Source organism: Pseudomonas sp. (genome assembly GCF_030150285.1).
Lineage (GTDB): Bacteria > Pseudomonadota > Gammaproteobacteria > Pseudomonadales > Pseudomonadaceae > Aquipseudomonas.
In genome coordinates, this window is the sequence record NZ_JASLGE010000056.1 from 15593 (window position 1) to 31500 (window position 15908).

Sequence of the window (15908 nt, forward strand, 5' to 3'; positions counted from 1 at the left end):
CAGGGGCCGTTGAGCGCCACGGTCTGACGACGGTGGCGACACTTCCTTACTGGCGATTATCGGGTTTCTACCTGTTCTATTTCGCCTTGCTGGGGGCGACAGCGCCGTTTCTGGCGTTGTACTTCCACCACCTGGGGTTTTCCAGCGCACGCATCGGCGAACTGGTGGCTATCCCAATGCTGATGCGCTGCGTGGCCCCCAATTTGTGGGGCTGGTTGGGGGATCACACGGGGCAGCGCCTGTTGATTGTGCGCCTGGGGGCGCTGTTTACACTGCTCAGTTTTTCGCTGATTTTCTACAGCCAGAGCTATGCCTGGCTGGCGCTGGTCATGGCGCTGCATGCGTTCTTCTGGCATGCCGTGTTGCCCCAGTTTGAAGTCATCACCTTTGCCCATTTACACCGTCAACCTGAGCGTTACAGCCAGATACGCCTGTGGGGGTCGGTGGGCTTTATCCTCGCGGTGGTCATTCTGGGCCGCCTGTTTGAATGGTTGAGCCTGGACATTTACCCGGTGGCGCTGGTGGTCATCATGGCGGGTATTGTGCTGTGCAGCTTGTGGGTGCCCAATGCGCAACCCTCCAGCGAAGGGCGTAAATTATTGGCCGGCGGGTTTCTAACGCAACTGCGCAGCCCTGGGGTTCTGGCCTTTTATGGCTGTGTGGCACTGATGCAACTGAGTCACGGGCCGTACAACACCTTTTTGACGCTGCACCTTGAAGACCTGGACTACAGCCGTGGCGTCATCGGGCTTCTGTGGGCATTGGGAGTGGTGGCAGAAGTGCTGATGTTTATGGCCATGCGCCGCATTTTGCTGCGCTTTTCGGTGCGTCGCGTCCTAATGATCAGTTTTTTGCTGGCGGCAGTGCGCTGGTTGTTACTGGGCTCGTTCGCAGAGTTTTTGTGGGTGTTGCTGCTGGCCCAAGTGCTGCACGCCGCCACGTTCGGCAGCTTCCACGCCTGTGCAATGGCTTTTGTGCAGCGCAGCTTTGGCCCGGGTCAGCAAGGGCAGGGCCAGGCCCTGTATGCCACGTTGGCCGGTGTTGGCGGTGCCGGCGGCGCGCTGTTCGCCGGTTACAGCTGGAACACGCTGGGCCCGACTATCACCTTTAGTATGGCCAGTGTCGCAGCGCTGGCTGCAGCCGTTATCATCGCAACTCGACTGCAAGAGGACAGGGCATGCGCCTTACCCGTGAACACTTGAGCCTGGAAATCATTGAAGCCGGGCGCTTTTTATATGGCCGTGGCTGGTCGCCGGCCACCAGCAGCAACTATTCGGCTCGCTTGTCGGCCACCGAAGCACTGTTGACCGTGTCGGGCAAGCACAAAGGCCAGCTCGGCCCGGATGATGTGCTGGCCACCGACTTGTCCGGCAATAGCCTTGAACCCGGCAAGAAACCGTCCGCTGAAACCTTGTTGCACACCCAGCTTTACAACTGGCACTCGGGTATTGGTGCCGTGCTGCATACCCACTCGGTCAATGCCACCGTGCTGTCACGGCTGACGCCGGGTGACAGCCTTGAGTTTGAAGACTACGAATTGCAGAAAGCCTTCAGTGGCATTTCCACCCATGAATCCACAGTGCGCGTGCCGATTTTCGACAATGACCAGGACATCACCCGGCTCGCGGCCAAGGTCCAGCCCTGGCTTGACGCCCACCCCGAGTGCGTGGGCTACCTGATTCGCGGTCACGGCCTGTACACCTGGGGGCCGCGCATGAGCGATGCCTTGCGCCAGATCGAAGCCTTTGAATTTCTGTTTGAATGCGAACTGAAAACCCGTGCCGTGCTTAACCGTTAACGCTGACTTCACTGCGAAGAAGCTCACCTGCCTGATTTGAACGGTGTGCCTGAACGGCCTGTAAAAGCCGAAAGCGCGTACCGAAGCCGAGGAACCCTGTCCCATGAGCAGCCTGTCCGTTTACCACGTCTCAAGCCCTGAATTGCCGAACAAGGTGCTGACCCACCTGGATGACATCGCCGCCACCCTGGCCGAGCAAGGCGTGCGCTTTGAACGCTGGCAAGCCGCCGCGCCGATCCAGCCGGGTGCTACCCAGGATGAAGTCATCAGCGCCTACCGCCAGCAGATTGATCGATTGATGGCTGAAGGTGGCTACGTCACCGTCGATGTCATCAGCCTTAACAGCGACCACCCGCAAAAAGCCGAATTGCGCGCCAAGTTCCTTGATGAGCATCGTCATGGCGAAGATGAAGTGCGTTTTTTCGTCGCGGGGCGCGGGTTGTTTACGTTGCATATCGATGACTACGTGTATGCAGTGCTTTGCGAAAAAAACGACCTGATCTCCGTACCGGCTGGAACCCCCCACTGGTTTGATATGGGCGAACACCCGCACTTTGTAGCGATCCGGATGTTCAATAATCCTGACGGCTGGCTGGCCAATTTCACCGGTGAAGACATCGCCAACCGTTTCCCGCGCCTCGAAGACTAAGGAGTCCGCATGCCGATCAAAGCCATCCTCACGGATATTGAGGGCACCACCAGCGCAGTCAGCTTTGTGTTTGATGTGCTGTTTCCCTACGCGAAACGTCATTTGCCCGACTTCGTGCGTCAGCATGCCGCTGACGACGAGGTGAAGGTGCAGCTAGAGGCGGTGCGCCGGGACAGTGGCGAACCTCAAGCCACGGTTGAGCGGGTGATCGAGATTCTGTTGCAGTGGCTTGCCGAAGACCGCAAAGCCACGCCGCTCAAGGCCTTGCAGGGCATGGTCTGGAAGCAGGGCTATGAAGCGGGAGAACTCAAGGGGCACGTGTACCCGGATGCGGTTCAGGCCCTCAAGGCGTGGCACGAGCAAGGCTACGCGCTCTATGTCTATTCATCCGGCTCTGTTCAGGCCCAGCAACTGATTTTTGGCTGTTCGGAAGCGGGCGACCTGATGCCCTTGTTAAAAGGCTATTTCGATACCACCAGCGGCCCCAAGCGTGAAGCGCAGTCTTACCAGCACATTGCCCGTTCGATCGGCTGTGCTGGCGGTGAGGTGTTGTTTTTGTCAGACATCGTCGAGGAGTTGGATGCCGCTCGGGCGGCAGGGATGCTCACCTGCGGCCTGGCGCGTGAAGGCGGTGAGTTGAAAGGGCACGTGACCGTGAGCAGCTTTGCGGACATCGACCCTGCACACCCCTAACCCGCGCGCGATGAAGACGCACAAAAAAGCCAGCGAATGCTGGCTTTTTGCTGTGCGGACTTAGGCGTTCGCGCGGTCAGGCATTTTTGTAAGTCGGCAGGGCAAAGCGATTCTGGCTTTGCAGCAGTGAGATGGTCGGCAATTCACTGGCATTGTCCGCCAAGTCCCGGCGGATTGCGCTGATGACCCACGTCAGTTGTTCGGCCGTGCGCAGTTGTGTGTAAGAAATAGAACGCTGGGTCTGCTTGCCATCGCTATCACGCAAGGTGAGCAATACGCCGCCATCCGGGCGGGTTTTGACGGTAACGGTGTGATGAGTGAACAGGGAGGTGAATTTTTCTTGAATTAGACTCATGTCTTTATCTCCATCAGCTCAATAGGCGTGCATGAAGAGGTAGTTGCAGGGAGTGTGCCAGCCTCATTTTTTTAAAAATTCCATATAAAACAACGGGTTAAGTTTTATGTAAGATGAAGGCTTCGTGCATTTTGCATGAGTGGCCATCGTGCATCCTGCATTTTGCCCACTCAAATGAGGGGCTTTTGGTTGATGTATGAATCTTTTGGATTTTTGAGCTGTCGATAAATTTTGGCTATCGATGCCTTGCGCAAAAAAGGGATGACAGGCTTTGCGCGTCTCAGGACACTGTGTTCTTTTGCAGCGAACATGGAATCTCACATGTCAGACAATACTCCCGCAGCACCAGGACGGCAGATGACCCCTGAAGAGGCTGGCGACTTTGCCGAACAAGTCTTCAACAAGGCACGCGACGGGGATGCCGCCATGTTGGCAGCCCTGCTGAGCAAAGGGCTGCCGCCCAACCTGCGTAATCACAAGGGGGACACCTTGCTGATGCTGGCCAGCTACCACGGCCATGTGGAGGCCGTGAAAGTGTTGCTGGAGCACCAGGCCGACCCTGAAATTCGCAATGCCAACGGTCAAAGCCCGATTGCCGGCGCTGCGTTCAAGGGCGATCTGGTGGTGGTCAAGGCACTGGTCGAGGGCGGCGCACAGGTTGAAGGGGCTTCGTTCGACGGGCGTACAGCGCTGATGATGGCGGCAATGTTCAATCGTTTGCCGATCATTGACTACCTGATCAGTCAGGGGGCCGACCCCAAGGCTAAAGACGCCAACGGCATCTCGGCCCTGGACGCGGCGAAGACCATGGGTGCGTTGGACGCGGTGGCGCTGCTCGAACCGTTGGCGGGTTGATCGGTGCCCTTGAGGGCCGTAATTGATATATCCTGCGCGCCCTCATTTTTCTTGCGACAGGCCTAGCCCATGAAAACCACCCTTGTTGAACTCATTAGTAAAATCAGCTCTGGGTGCATGAGCGAAGGCGAAATTGCCTCGGTGGCCGATGAAGCGGCCCAGGCTTATGCCGATCCCGAGGCGTTTCTGACGGCTAATCCAGATATCAATTACGACGATACCTTCCCTATCCCACTGGGTGAGTGGGTCGTGATTGGCAGTTTGCCTGAGACGGTTTTATTCCAGGCCGACACCTACATGGAGCTGTTCGCACACATCGTGGCCTCGTTCGGGCCGCAGGTGGCTTTCAACATCAAGCCCAAACAGCTGGCCAAAACCGAGGCGCTGACGGCGCTCAATCGTATCCAGATCCAGATGGGCAGCATGGCCCCGGAGAACGGTGGCTATGTGCTGGTTAACCTGAGCCAACCGCTGGATGACGAACTGCAAGTGGTGCTGGTGTACGGCAACGATGTGCCCCGTGTGCTGGAACTGTGTGCTGAAGTGGGCATCGCGGCCGAGCCGTCGCTGGAGGCCTTGAAGGTTGCGGTGCACGTTTAAACACCCCGTGAATAAATAACGGAACCCTCGCTGCCGCTGGCTATCCTAAGTGAACATGCACACACGCAGGAGCGACATCATGGGGTCTGCCTTTAACGGTCTGATTGGTCTTATCATTTTGGCTCTGGATATCTGGGCCATTATCAACGTGCTGAAAAGCAATGCTGAAACCGGGATGAAAATTCTCTGGGTGCTGCTAATTATCTTCCTGCCGGTATTGGGCTTGATTATTTGGGCCATTGCCGGGCCGCGCGGTAACGTGCGTATTTAGGCCTGACTGGCGGGCAGCGACGCGAAAAGGGTGGCTGCCCGTTGAGTTTGTCCGCGTCAAGGTTCGACCTGTCATGCTCCTCAACGTAGAATGCGCGCCTTTCTTGGGCAGTTGAACGTGTGACCGCGATACAGCGGTGTGCCGTTTGGCTGTCGATCATGGGCGGGTGACCGTCCGTTGCCACCAGCATTCAAGGGACTACCCATGACAGCGACTCAATCTGACTACCTCGAAACTCTTTACGAAGGCTATGGCCAGCGCTTTCGCATGGACAAGTTGCTGCACGAAGTGCGCACCGAACATCAGCACCTGGTGATTTTCGAAAACCCGGTGATGGGCCGGGTTATGGCGCTGGACGGCGTCATCCAGACCACCGAAGCCGATGAGTTCATTTACCACGAGATGCTCACCCACGTGCCGATCCTGGCCCACGGCACGGTTAAGCGCGTCTTGATCATTGGCGGCGGCGATGGTGGCATGTTGCGTGAAGTGACCAAGCACCGTGGCATTGAGCACATCACCATGGTTGAGATCGATGGCACCGTGGTGGACATGTGCAAGGAATTTCTGCCTAACCACTCCAAAGGAGCCTATGACGACCCGCGCCTGAACCTGGTTATCGATGACGGCATGCGCTTTGTGGCGACCACTGAAGAAAAATTCGACGTGATCATTTCCGACTCCACTGACCCGATCGGGCCTGGGGAAGTGCTGTTCTCCGAGAATTTCTATCAGGCTTGCCATCGTTGCCTGAACGAAGGCGGTGTGTTGGTGACGCAAAACGGTACGCCGTTCATGCAGTTGAAAGAAGTGCAGACCACAGCAGGGCGCATGCGTAGCCTGTTTGCAGACTGGCACTTTTATCAGGCAGCGGTGCCTACCTACATCGGCGGTGCAATGACGTTTGCCTGGGGTTCGACTAACACCGCCTACCGCAAATTGCCACTCGAGACCCTGCGTCAACGCTTTGCGGGCAGCGGTATCGTGACGCGTTATTACAACCCCGAAGTTCACATCGGCGCTTTTGCCTTACCGCAATATGTGTTGCAGGCAGTGAACAAGCCAAGCAACGATTAACATTGAGTCACAACAAGAAAGGGCCGAAAGGCCCTTTCTTGTGTTTCAGGATATGCTCTCTACGGAATTTTCACGGTCCATTAAAGACAATTCACTCGTAAAATTTCAGCCTCACCCTTTTTCAACTTGAACCAATGGGTCCTAAAACGACATGGCAAACCCGGACGCACCAAGACAACAGCACGCTGGCATGCGTGTGTTGCAACCGACCGTCAAATCTCATCTGGCATTTACGCTGCTATGTGCCTTGATCATGATGGTGATGTTCACCCTGCTACGGGTGGCATTGCTGGCTTATAACCGGGAAATGATCCTCGATACGCCGGCTTCGACGTTCCTTGAGGCCTTTGCCAACGGTCTGCGTTTTGACTTGCGGATTGTGGTGTACCTCAGCATCCCGTTGCTATTGGCGCTGCTCAGCGCCAAGGCAATGGCCCTGCGTGGTGTGATGCGCTTCTGGTTGACTGCCGCTTCCAGCCTGGCGCTGTTTTTGGGCTTGATGGAAATGGACTTCTACCGTGAGTTCCACCAGCGCCTGAACGGTCTGGTTTTCCAATATGTGAAGGAAGACCCGAAAACCGTGATGAGCATGCTCTGGTATGGCTTCCCGGTGGTGCGCTATCTGTTGGCGTGGGCCGTGGGCACGCTGGTGCTGTACGTTGCGTTCCGGGGTGCTGATCGCGTAACCCGCTCGCGCGTGAGCGGGTCGACCGTGAACGCTGCACCGTCAGTTGCGCCCTGGTATGGCCGTGCGGTGGTGTTTGTCGTGTTGCTGCTGGTGTGTGTGGTGGCCGCGCGTGGCACCTTGCGTCAGGGGCCTCCATTGCGTTGGGGTGATGCCTACACGACAGATTCCAACTTCGCTAACCAGTTGGGCCTGAATGGGTCGCTGTCGTTGATTGCTGCCGCGAAAAGCCGCTTCTCAGACGAGCGCTCCAATATCTGGAAAGCAACGCTGGAGCAACCTGTGGCTCAGCAGACGGTTCGCGATATGTTGCTGACCGAAAACGATGCGTTGGTCGATCCGGACACGGCTGCTGTGCGTCGTGATACTACGCCGCCTGCGGAGAAAACGCTGCCGATCAAGAATGTTGTTGTGATTCTGATGGAAAGCTTTGCCGGTCACTCGGTAGGTGCCCTGGGTCGCCCTGGCAATATCACGCCGTACTTTGACAACCTGGCAAAAGAAGGTTTGTTGTTTGAGCGTTTCTTCTCCAACGGTACTCATACCCACCAGGGCATGTTCGCTACGATGGCGTGCTTCCCGAACCTACCGGGCTTCGAGTACCTGATGCAAACGCCTGAGGGTAGCCACAAGCTCTCTGGCCTGCCGGAACTGCTGAGTGCGCGTCAGTTTGATGACGTCTATGTCTATAACGGTGACTTTGCCTGGGATAACCAGTCGGGTTTCTTCAGCAACCAGGGCATGACCACTTTCGTGGGTCGTAATGACTTCATTAACCCCGTCTTCTCCGACCCTACGTGGGGCGTGTCCGACCAGGACATGTTCAGCCGCGGTCTGGAAGAGTTGAAAAAGCGTGAAGGCAAAGAGCCGTTCTATGCCTTGCTGCAAACACTGTCCAACCACACGCCGTACGCCTTGCCGACACCGTTGCCGGTTGAACCTGTGACCGACCGTGGTTCGCTCAATGAGCATTTGACCGCGATGCGTTACTCCGACTGGGCTTTGGGCCAGTTCTTCGAAAAAGCGCGTAAAGAACCTTACTTCAAGGAAACCCTGTTTGTGGTGGTCGGTGACCACGGTTTTGGCAACGAACAGCAGATTTCCGAGATGGACCTGGGCCGTTTCAACGTGCCTTTGCTGTTGATAGGCCCGGGCATCCAGGAAAAATTTGGCCCGCGCAGTGACATTGTGGGTACGCAGGTGGACATCGTGCCAACCATCATGGGCCGCCTCGGCGGCGAGTTCCGTCAGCAATGCTGGGGCCGTGACCTGTTGACCTTGCCTGAAGGTGACAAGGGCAGCGGTGTAATCAAGCCTTCGGGCAGTGATCAAACCGTGGCGATTATCAGCGGCGATCATCTGTTGGTACAGCCAAAAGACATGCCAGCGAAAGTCTGGCAATACTCGTTGGGCGCTGATCCGCAGGCTAAAGTGGTGACCGACTCAGCAGAGGACGCCGAGCTTAAGCGCAAGCTTGAATCGTTCTTGCAGACCGCCACCAAAAGTCTGTTGGACAATACGGCGGGCGTTGAAGATCCCAAGTAACGCTTTATAGGTAGAGAAAGCTCCTGTTATTGGCGCCGGATCAGCGGCACGCGAATTAACCCGCGTGCCGTTGATCCGGCGTTTCTATTTTGGTTGAGTACTGTCCTCTTTCAAGGCGTTGGGAAGTGCGCCAGGGTTCTCGTCATTCGAACGACTCAGTGACATGCGCTTCATGACCCGGTTGCCGCTGATTTCATGTTTGATGACGGCGGCGATATGGAGCCCGATCAATAACGCCAACACCCAGCACGCAGCCACATGAACTTTGAAAAACAGCTCAATCAACGCGGGATCCGTCAGGGGTTGTGGGATCAGCACCTGGTCGAAAATGTTGATTGGACGATCCATCATCATCACACCGGTTATCAACACAACAGTGGTTAACCCGTACAGAAGCCGGTGGGCCCACGTTGCCAGGACGTTACTCAGCAGGGGGGCTTGTGCCTCGGCGGCAGTGGGTTGGCGATACGCCAGGTAGATTCTTAAGGCAAACACTGGAATAAACAGGGTGGTTAACGAGATGTTGAAAAAGCTCACCCAGTTTTTGATAGCGGGCTCTATGTCGAACACACTGATCCAGAACCCTGAAAGCGTCGCCCAAATAATAATAACTGCCGAAATCCAGTGCAGGATGATTTGACTTGCCGAGTAGGGGGTTTGCATAAATAAGTCCGCTTATTGGCTGTGAACGGGCAGTAAATGGCAATCCTGGGGTTCGGTTAAGGTAATGAGGGTTTTTATAAATATAGAAGGTGTGATGTCATCAGGCGAGTGTTATAGGTGGCGATTATGTGTGGGTTTTAACTTGATAATGATTCATTTGCATGGTTGCTGTGTTATCGGTAATTAAGTGTGGGGTGGGGTGTTTCTTTTAAATACTGTTAAAAGTGTTTTGTGGTTGCCTTGTGTAGATCCATCAATACAACCCCCTAATAAAGTAGGCGCGAGCTTTTAAAACCAAAAGATCACGAGCAAGCTCGCTCCCACAGAGGGTTGAAGGGTTTAACCCTAGCCTAAAGGTAAAGCCCTTGAACGGGCAATGACAGGCGCGTAGGGTGGCGCGCTGCACAGTGGGAGATGCATTGGATGCTTAATTATGTTTGGTTTTTTCTGGCGGCTGTGTTTGAAATCGCAGGCTGCTACGGGTTTTGGATGTGGCTGCGCCAAGGCAAGAGCGCATGGTGGGTGGTACCGGCTGTCCTGAGTCTGGCGGTATTCGGCCTGCTCCTGACCAAGGTAGAGGCTACTTATGCCGGGCGCGCTTATGCGGCCTATGGTGGCATCTACATCATTACCTCAATTGCTTGGCTAGCCCTTGTTGAGCGTATTCGGCCGCTGAGCTCCGATTGGGTGGGGGTGGTGTTATGTGTGGTGGGGGCGACGATCATTTTGGTGGGGCCTCGGTTTTCGAGCTCTTGAGCGTTTCTTCAGTTCTAGAAGAGAATTACCAGCAGATAAGTAAGTTTTGGTAAGCGGTCTTGTAGGGCTTTGTCTATGTAAGAGTAGGTTTGTGCTGAATTGGTGTGTAGGGATTGAAGGGTTGTTGTGTGGCGTGCAGTCTTTATGGCCAATGACATCGCGGAATAAGAGCCATGCACATACTGAGCCGTGCTGCCGGCGAGCAGATTTCAATCGGTCAAGACATCACCGTGCGTATCATCGCGGTGAGAGGCAACAGCATTCGCTTGGGGGTTGAGGCCCCCAAGCTCGTCAGTGTTCATCGACTGGAAATATATGAGCGCATACAACAACAGAATGCTGCCCTGTTGTTAAAGCCCCCCTTGGAAAAGGATTAATCAAAGAGCTCTTTTGGTACCGCGTGCTTGGGCAGCAGTTGGCACTGTTGGCTTTCGAGGTCGAAGAAAATAACCGCCTGGCCTTTGCTCAGCGCGTGGCGAACACGCAACACGCGAGTTTCCTTGGGCGTGTCATCGCCGTTATCGGTACCGTCGCGACTGACGAAGTCCTCAATCAAATGGGTGAGGGTGTCGGGTTCAAGTTGGTCGTAAGGAATTAGCATGGTGCATTCTCATCACAATAGGGGCGCTGCTGGCTGCGGTCGTTAAATCGATGTGTTGCGGTTGTCCCAGTAGTGTTGTGCCATTTCTAAAGCGTGCTCACGGGGCGTGCCCAGGCCGCGTAAAGCCAGAGCCATGGTCGAGAGCAGGGCCAGTTGCGGATAACTGTCCTGGACGTCTCCACGCCACAGTGCTTTAAGGTGTTCAGGTTCCAGGGTCGCAGGTTTTACATGGCGTTGCGCGGATAGCGCAGGCCATTCTTCATCCCAGTTCTCACCTGCCGTCGTACCATAAAGATGGCTGATCGTGTCAGGATTGATTTCTATTTCTCCGCCATCGCCTTTTACCACGATGCAGGTATCGCCCAGCAGGCGGCTCGCTTCACGGTGTACGCTCTGATAGCCCGGGTGGAAAATGCTTTGCAGGCCGCAGCGTGCCCCCAGCGGATTTAAAATGCGCGCCAGGGAGTGAATGGGTGAGCGCAAGCCCAGCGTGTTGCGCAGGTCGATCATGCGTTGTAATTGCGGGGCCCAATCCTGTAGCGGGATAAAGGCCAGGTTCTCTCTGCTCAACGCGCTGTCCACGTCCTGCCAGTTACGGCACAGGGGAATGGCCAGTGTTTCGAGCAGTTGCTCGCTGTAGAGCCGCCCGACAGTATGAGCGCCGGCACCGTGGATCAAAATGCGTACGCCATTTTGTGCCAGGCACTTGGCAGCCAGGAGATACCACGGCAAGTGGCGCTTTTTACCGGCATAGGTAGGCCAATCAATATCGACTTTGATCGCTGGTGCTGTCAGCCGATCGCGTACTGCTTGTGTGAAACCCGCCAGTTCTTCGGGGCTTTCTTCCTTGTGCCGCAGGAGCATCAGGAAGGCACCCAATTGCGTGTCTTCCACTTTGTTATCAAGCAGCATGCCCATCGCCTCGCGGGCTTCCGCGCGGGTCAGGTTGCGGGCACCGCGCTTGCCTTTGCCCAGAATGCGCACAAATGGCGCAAAGGGATGTTCGGCGGGGGCCTCTAGAGTCAGTGGTGCTGGAGCATTCATAGGCAATTGGTCGGCTTGGGCAGGCCCGCCAACTTGGCGGCGAGTTTGGCGGGAGTGCCATTGAACAGGCGATTGAGGTGCAAACTGTTTCCTTTCTCCGGGCCCAACTGGCGAGCGGTGTATTTGATCAATGGGCGGGTGGCCGGAGATAACTCAAACTCCTGGTAAAAGCGGCGAAGCAACGCAAGGATTTCCCAGTGCTCCGGGCTTAACTCAAGCCCGGCCTGGGTGGCCAGAGCGTTGGCAACCTCTTCAGACCAGTCATTGAGGTCTTGCAGGTAACCGTCTTTATCCAGTTTGATCGTTTTGCCGTTGAGCGTCAGTGTATTCATAGCCAACTGTTGACCTTGTGATAGCTGATCGACAGGTCGACGAAACCTGCATAGTCAACAACGGTGCCCCATTCTGGGCATTGCAGATTTCGCGCTTGCAGGTCCTCTTCGAGAACAAAGAGTTTGAAGGTGTCGCGTTTTTCTTCAAGGGCTTTTAGCGCGGCGCTATTGGGTTGCAAGGCATAGACCGCATCGCCGCAGAGTAATACGGCATCGTCGGCCCCCAGCACGCGCAGACAACTGCTTAAGCGAGTATCTGAAAAAGGCGAGTGACTCAAGACATGTAGGGTCGACATCAGAGGGTTATCACTTGGTCGTAATGGTCAATAAGCGTACGGATTTCTTCGGCTGCCAGTGATTGCACATCCTCGACTGCAAATTGTGCGGGTGTAAGCCCTCGCTCGACCAGGCTGTGACTGCACGCATACAGATCGTCGATGCCGAAGAGCGACAAGGCCTGCAAGTTGGCTGTGAGGTTCTTTTGCTGAACAAGGGCCGGGGTTTGTGCTTGAACCAGTTGAAAAACGCCGTCATCCATAAACACCAGGCCTATCGGCAAATCAAATGCACCGCCCGCCAGAGCGATATCAAGTGCTTCCTTGGCACCGGGGCCAGACCAAGGCGCTTGACGACTGATAATCAACAGTGATTTGGACATTTAGGGGCCTCCGAAACAGATCAACCGATCTGCAGCTTGAATGGCGTCATGCAATTGCCCAAGCCCGGATAATTCCCAGGGGGCTTTCAAATTAACGGCCGAACGCTCATAGCGATTGGCTTCCTGTGCATCCAGTACGCCACGACGCAAAGCTGCGGCGATACACACAACACCGTCCAGTTGGTTGTGGGAGATAAAGCTCGCCCATTGTTGCGCAAGGTCCTGCTCATCCTGCGGCGTCACAATCGTGCTTGCCGCACTATGGACGCCGTCTTGGTAAAAGAACACACGAACAATGTCATGGCCGCCCGCCACCGCCGCCTCGGCAAACCGAAGTGCGCGGCGGGAGGAGGGCGAGTGGGCTGCCGAATAAAGGGCAATGGCAAATTTCATAACGGCCTCTGTCAGCAAATCTGCGGCAATGATAAGGCCAGATGCGTGAAGATGCTTATGGCGGGCAACAAAAAGCCCGCCGAAGCGGGCTTTGTGTAGAGCAGTGTCAATCAGTCATCGCGGCTCATGATGCCGAAAATTTGCAGCAGGCTGATAAACAGGTTGTAGATCGATACATACAGGCTAATGGTCGCCATGATGTAGTTACGCTCGCCGCCATGAATGATGGCACTGGTCTGGAACAGAATGCAGACCGAAGAGAACAGTACGAAGCCAGCGCTGATCGCCAGTTGCAGACCGCTGATCTGGAAGAAGAAGCTCGCCAGCGTTGCGCCCAGCAACACAAAGAAACCTGCGGTGATGAAACCGCCCAGGAAACTCATGTCCTTGCGAGTAATCAGCACATAAGCCGACAAGCCGCCAAACACCAGCGCGGTCATGGCGAATGCCGAACTCACCACCTCAGCGCCGCCCTGCATACCGATATAACGGTTGAGAATCGGGCCCAGCAAGAAGCCCATGAAACCCGTGAGTGCAAAGGTCGACACCAGACCCCACACCGAGTCACGCAGTTTATTGGTCAGGAAAAACAAACCGTAAAAACCGATGAGCACCACGAAAATATTGGGGTAGCCGACTCGCATTTGCTGAGAGACATAAGCCATCACACCGCTGAAAGCGAGGGTCAGGGCCAGCAAGCTGTATGTGTTACGCAGGACACGGCTAACCTCTAGCTGCTCGGCCTGCACGCTGTTATGAACCGCGTAATCCTGTTCGCGCATTGCGATACTCCTGTGTTCTGAAATGTTAAGTAGCAAAGATCATAGCAGAGGCTCTGAAACAAGCGATCAAGAGAGTTTGACAACGTGTTTCGTTCGGGTATTATAGCGCCCGCAACAACGTTAGGAGGTGTGGCCGAGTGGTTTAAGGCAACGGTCTTGAAAACCGTCGACTGTAACAGGTCCATGAGTTCGAATCCCATCGCCTCCGCCATATTGCTACACCGACAGAGCCCGCATTTAGCGGGCTTTGTCGTTTCTGGGGGTTGGGAAACTCCCAGCGTCTGACCTCATCGTTTCCGCATCTTTTTAGATCGTTTCCGCAACTGGGGTGTTTTTAGAGCGCGAGCCAGCTTATTACAGCCTGGGTTTTAGCCCGCTGGAAAGTGCCTGTTGGTTGCGCACTTTCCGCCGATTTAACGGGTTGGTTTCACAATTTCCCCAACTCGCCTGTACACCGTCTCGGTAATCCGCTTGTCCGTGTGCCCCAGCAACCGGCTCGCGTCCCCCAGGTCGTCAATCTCGCTCGCTGCCTTTGGCCTGATATCCCGGAACTGAAACTGGCGCACGCTTTCGGCCAGCGTCGTGTCCTGGTTCTCAAGAGCCTTTTTGACGGCCTGTAGGCGCGCATCATCAAAGCGCAGTCGTAACATGGCTGCCGATACCTTCATCCCGCGCTCCGTGATGATCAGATACGGGTTGCGCACGCTCCAGCGTCGACGTTGCTCCAGTAGGCGCTCGACCAGAACCCCCAACTGATTCAGGTTCTCACCATAGCTCAGTCGGATACGCAGCTTTTTGGCGGTCTTGCCCTGGGCAACTTGCAGAAAGCCATCCACCACGTCGGTTGCCCGCATTGAAAGCACGTCCCCTGGGCGCTGGCCTGTCAGGTAGGCCAGATCCATCGCGTCGCGCAGCTCGGGCACGGCCAGTTTGTACACGGCGTCCCATATTTCTGCGCTTGCGTAGAAAGCGCGTGGTGTTTCCTTGTTTTTGCGCACACCTGCAGCGGGGTTCTCCTTATCCGTCAGCCCCCATTCGCGGGCGATGTTATAGATGTGCGACAACAGCGAGATCTCTCGGTTGGCGCGCACCTTGCCCGTTCGCTTGTCACGGTACTGTGCAATTGCTTGCGGGGTTACGGCTTCGATCGGCGCGTCACTGAACGCTTTGCGTAATTGAGTCAGTGACAGCAGGTTGTCTTTTTGGGTGCGGTGGGCTTTGCCCGGGATTATGTCGCGCTCGTAGCGATCAAACACCTGGCCCAGCAGGCTGGTTTTGGCGGGCGGCGCTTTGTGTTCCAGCTTGGCCCATTCGATTTTGGCGATGTCCAGGTCTGAACCCAACGGGATCTCGACCCGTTTACCGCTTTCGGTTCGGCCATCGTAGTAATACCCGACCCAAGTTTTCCCGTTTTTCAAGGCCCGCACCCGCCGAAGCATTCTCGGCGGGAGGTCACGGTTAGTGGTTTTTCTAAGGCGCATTGTTAACCCACACGCGACAGATCAAGTGTCCAGGTCTCGGCCACGGCATTGGTCGCTGAGGGCTTCACACCGGCCAGTTTCAACCGGGCGTACACACGGCCCACGATGGGACGACGTGAGCGTGTGAGTACATACTGCCAACCATTGGTGCTGAGCCACTGGATCTGCTTGGAAGGCAGCAGGTAGCCCGTGATCGCAGCCAGCTCTTCTTCGGCCAGGGTTTCGGTTTGAATGTCCATAGATCTAGCAACCCTCGGCGTATTTCGGAACGTGCGCATACCCCACGACAAGCTGCGCGGGCGGGCGATTTTTAGCGGTTAGCGGGGCATTAAGGTGGGCGGCCTGGCGCAGCTTTATGTGGGGTATAAGCACTCCCGCAGTGGCGCGAAGAGCGTTAGTAATGCCTGCTGCTGCGCAGCAGAAGCTGTTTTTTACGGGCGCGTCGATCCCACTGGCGTTACGGAGTAAAGCGGGCAGGGTCAGGCGGTGGGTCAGTGAGTGCGTCATACCGCTTTTCTCCGGGTGCGGGGTTCGGGTTGATGCTTGCGGCCATCGGCCTGGCCGTTGCGGTAGCCGATCCAATACAGCAGGGCCGCGCTGCCTATCAAAAAGATCAGCGCGCTGATCTGGATAGAGGTCATGTGGTGTACTCCTGGTGCGGCGCTGGTGG

General features: G+C 55.8%; 23 protein-coding genes and 1 tRNA gene. 12 read left to right on the forward strand and 12 right to left on the reverse strand.

Translation table 11 applies throughout. The features are described from left to right. Positions 1-32: 32 nt before the first annotated feature. The 4 genes from Q1W15_RS12815 (at position 33) to mtnC (ending at position 3140) form a co-directional block, all read left to right on the forward strand. Positions 33-1202, forward strand: a complete 1170-nt coding sequence (locus Q1W15_RS12815; RefSeq protein ID WP_300728891.1) for an MFS transporter — start codon at positions 33-35, stop codon at positions 1200-1202. After that, positions 1178-1798 carry a methylthioribulose 1-phosphate dehydratase gene (locus Q1W15_RS12820; protein ID WP_300728894.1) on the forward strand — a complete coding sequence of 207 codons (621 nt, stop codon included), beginning with the start codon at positions 1178-1180 and terminating at the stop codon, positions 1796-1798. Before Q1W15_RS12815 ends, Q1W15_RS12820 begins: the two co-directional genes overlap by 25 nt. 103 nt (positions 1799-1901) lie before the next feature. Further along, the gene (locus Q1W15_RS12825) at positions 1902-2447 is read left to right on the forward strand and encodes an acireductone dioxygenase (RefSeq protein WP_300728897.1); all 546 of its coding nucleotides are present in this window, start codon (positions 1902-1904) and stop codon (positions 2445-2447) included. Between the two features lie 9 nt (positions 2448-2456). After that, positions 2457-3140, forward strand: a complete 684-nt coding sequence (mtnC, locus tag Q1W15_RS12830) for an acireductone synthase (protein ID WP_300728899.1) — start codon at positions 2457-2459, stop codon at positions 3138-3140. A gap of 76 nt (positions 3141-3216) precedes the next feature. On the opposite strand, the gene Q1W15_RS12835 is transcribed toward mtnC, so the two are convergent. Further along, complete coding sequence (locus Q1W15_RS12835) at positions 3217-3495, reverse strand: DUF3509 domain-containing protein (RefSeq protein WP_300728902.1); 279 nt, start codon at positions 3493-3495, stop codon at positions 3217-3219. Positions 3496-3816: 321 nt separating this feature from the next. Here Q1W15_RS12835 and Q1W15_RS12840 point away from each other — a divergent pair, with 321 nt between their 5' ends. The 5 genes from Q1W15_RS12840 (at position 3817) to Q1W15_RS12860 (ending at position 8528) form a co-directional block, all read left to right on the forward strand. Continuing rightward, on the forward strand, positions 3817-4350 hold the full coding sequence (locus Q1W15_RS12840; RefSeq protein ID WP_300728905.1) for an ankyrin repeat domain-containing protein: 534 nt from the start codon (positions 3817-3819) through the stop codon (positions 4348-4350). Positions 4351-4419: 69 nt separating this feature from the next. Further along, complete coding sequence (locus Q1W15_RS12845) at positions 4420-4950, forward strand: hypothetical protein (protein WP_300728908.1); 531 nt, start codon at positions 4420-4422, stop codon at positions 4948-4950. A gap of 79 nt (positions 4951-5029) precedes the next feature. Continuing rightward, entirely contained in the window at positions 5030-5221 is a 192-nt protein-coding gene (locus tag Q1W15_RS12850; RefSeq protein ID WP_300728911.1) for a PLD nuclease N-terminal domain-containing protein, read from the forward strand. 204 nt (positions 5222-5425) lie between these two features. Then, on the forward strand, positions 5426-6298 hold the full coding sequence (gene speE, locus Q1W15_RS12855) for a polyamine aminopropyltransferase (RefSeq protein WP_300728914.1): 873 nt from the start codon (positions 5426-5428) through the stop codon (positions 6296-6298). Between the two features lie 151 nt (positions 6299-6449). Continuing rightward, positions 6450-8528: an LTA synthase family protein gene (locus tag Q1W15_RS12860; RefSeq protein ID WP_300728917.1), complete on the forward strand. Its 2079-nt coding sequence runs from the start codon at positions 6450-6452 to the stop codon at positions 8526-8528. Positions 8529-8612: 84 nt separating this feature from the next. On the opposite strand, the gene Q1W15_RS12865 is transcribed toward Q1W15_RS12860, so the two are convergent. After that, the gene (locus tag Q1W15_RS12865) at positions 8613-9191 is read right to left on the reverse strand and encodes a cytochrome b/b6 domain-containing protein (RefSeq protein ID WP_300728920.1); all 579 of its coding nucleotides are present in this window, start codon (positions 9189-9191) and stop codon (positions 8613-8615) included. Positions 9192-9614: 423 nt separating this feature from the next. Between Q1W15_RS12865 and Q1W15_RS12870 the strand changes: the two genes are divergently transcribed. After that, the gene (locus tag Q1W15_RS12870; protein WP_300728923.1) at positions 9615-9947 is read left to right on the forward strand and encodes a YnfA family protein; all 333 of its coding nucleotides are present in this window, start codon (positions 9615-9617) and stop codon (positions 9945-9947) included. A 173-nt stretch (positions 9948-10120) separates the two neighbouring features. Further along, positions 10121-10324: a carbon storage regulator CsrA gene (gene csrA / locus Q1W15_RS12875; RefSeq protein WP_300728926.1), complete on the forward strand. Its 204-nt coding sequence runs from the start codon at positions 10121-10123 to the stop codon at positions 10322-10324. Here csrA and Q1W15_RS12880 read toward each other — a convergent pair. From Q1W15_RS12880 to Q1W15_RS12910, 7 genes are all read right to left on the reverse strand, one after another. Further along, positions 10321-10548 carry a YheU family protein gene (locus tag Q1W15_RS12880; protein WP_300728929.1) on the reverse strand — a complete coding sequence of 76 codons (228 nt, stop codon included), beginning with the start codon at positions 10546-10548 and terminating at the stop codon, positions 10321-10323. The genes csrA and Q1W15_RS12880 overlap by 4 nt on opposite strands. Positions 10549-10590: 42 nt before the next feature. Continuing rightward, positions 10591-11592: a glycosyl transferase family protein gene (locus Q1W15_RS12885; RefSeq protein WP_300728933.1), complete on the reverse strand. Its 1002-nt coding sequence runs from the start codon at positions 11590-11592 to the stop codon at positions 10591-10593. Continuing rightward, the gene (locus tag Q1W15_RS12890) at positions 11589-11924 is read right to left on the reverse strand and encodes a TusE/DsrC/DsvC family sulfur relay protein (protein ID WP_300728936.1); all 336 of its coding nucleotides are present in this window, start codon (positions 11922-11924) and stop codon (positions 11589-11591) included. The genes Q1W15_RS12885 and Q1W15_RS12890 overlap by 4 nt, the downstream gene beginning before the upstream one ends. Beyond that, positions 11921-12220, reverse strand: a complete 300-nt coding sequence (gene tusB, locus Q1W15_RS12895; RefSeq protein ID WP_300728939.1) for a sulfurtransferase complex subunit TusB — start codon at positions 12218-12220, stop codon at positions 11921-11923. Before tusB ends, Q1W15_RS12890 begins: the two co-directional genes overlap by 4 nt. Beyond that, entirely contained in the window at positions 12220-12582 is a 363-nt protein-coding gene (tusC, locus tag Q1W15_RS12900; protein WP_300728942.1) for a sulfurtransferase complex subunit TusC, read from the reverse strand. The genes tusB and tusC overlap by 1 nt, the downstream gene beginning before the upstream one ends. Continuing rightward, a complete protein-coding gene (tusD, locus tag Q1W15_RS12905; protein WP_300728945.1) occupies positions 12583-12975 on the reverse strand; it encodes a sulfurtransferase complex subunit TusD in 393 nt (130 codons plus the stop codon). Positions 12976-13085: 110 nt separating this feature from the next. Continuing rightward, positions 13086-13757 carry a Bax inhibitor-1/YccA family protein gene (locus Q1W15_RS12910; RefSeq protein ID WP_300728948.1) on the reverse strand — a complete coding sequence of 224 codons (672 nt, stop codon included), beginning with the start codon at positions 13755-13757 and terminating at the stop codon, positions 13086-13088. Positions 13758-13880: 123 nt separating this feature from the next. Between Q1W15_RS12910 and Q1W15_RS12915 the strand changes: the two genes are divergently transcribed. Continuing rightward, positions 13881-13968, forward strand: a tRNA-Ser gene (locus tag Q1W15_RS12915). 202 nt (positions 13969-14170) lie between these two features. Here Q1W15_RS12915 and Q1W15_RS12920 read toward each other — a convergent pair. The 3 genes from Q1W15_RS12920 to Q1W15_RS12930 all read right to left on the reverse strand — a co-directional run bounded on the left by Q1W15_RS12920 (position 14171) and on the right by Q1W15_RS12930 (position 15879). Next, positions 14171-15238, reverse strand: coding sequence for a tyrosine-type recombinase/integrase (locus Q1W15_RS12920; RefSeq protein ID WP_300728951.1), 1068 nt, complete (start codon positions 15236-15238; stop codon positions 14171-14173). A gap of 2 nt (positions 15239-15240) precedes the next feature. Then, positions 15241-15477 carry a DUF4224 domain-containing protein gene (locus Q1W15_RS12925; RefSeq protein ID WP_300728955.1) on the reverse strand — a complete coding sequence of 79 codons (237 nt, stop codon included), beginning with the start codon at positions 15475-15477 and terminating at the stop codon, positions 15241-15243. Between the two features lie 264 nt (positions 15478-15741). Next, on the reverse strand, positions 15742-15879 hold the full coding sequence (locus Q1W15_RS12930) for a hypothetical protein (protein ID WP_300728958.1): 138 nt from the start codon (positions 15877-15879) through the stop codon (positions 15742-15744). Between the last annotated feature and the right edge of the window lie 29 nt (positions 15880-15908).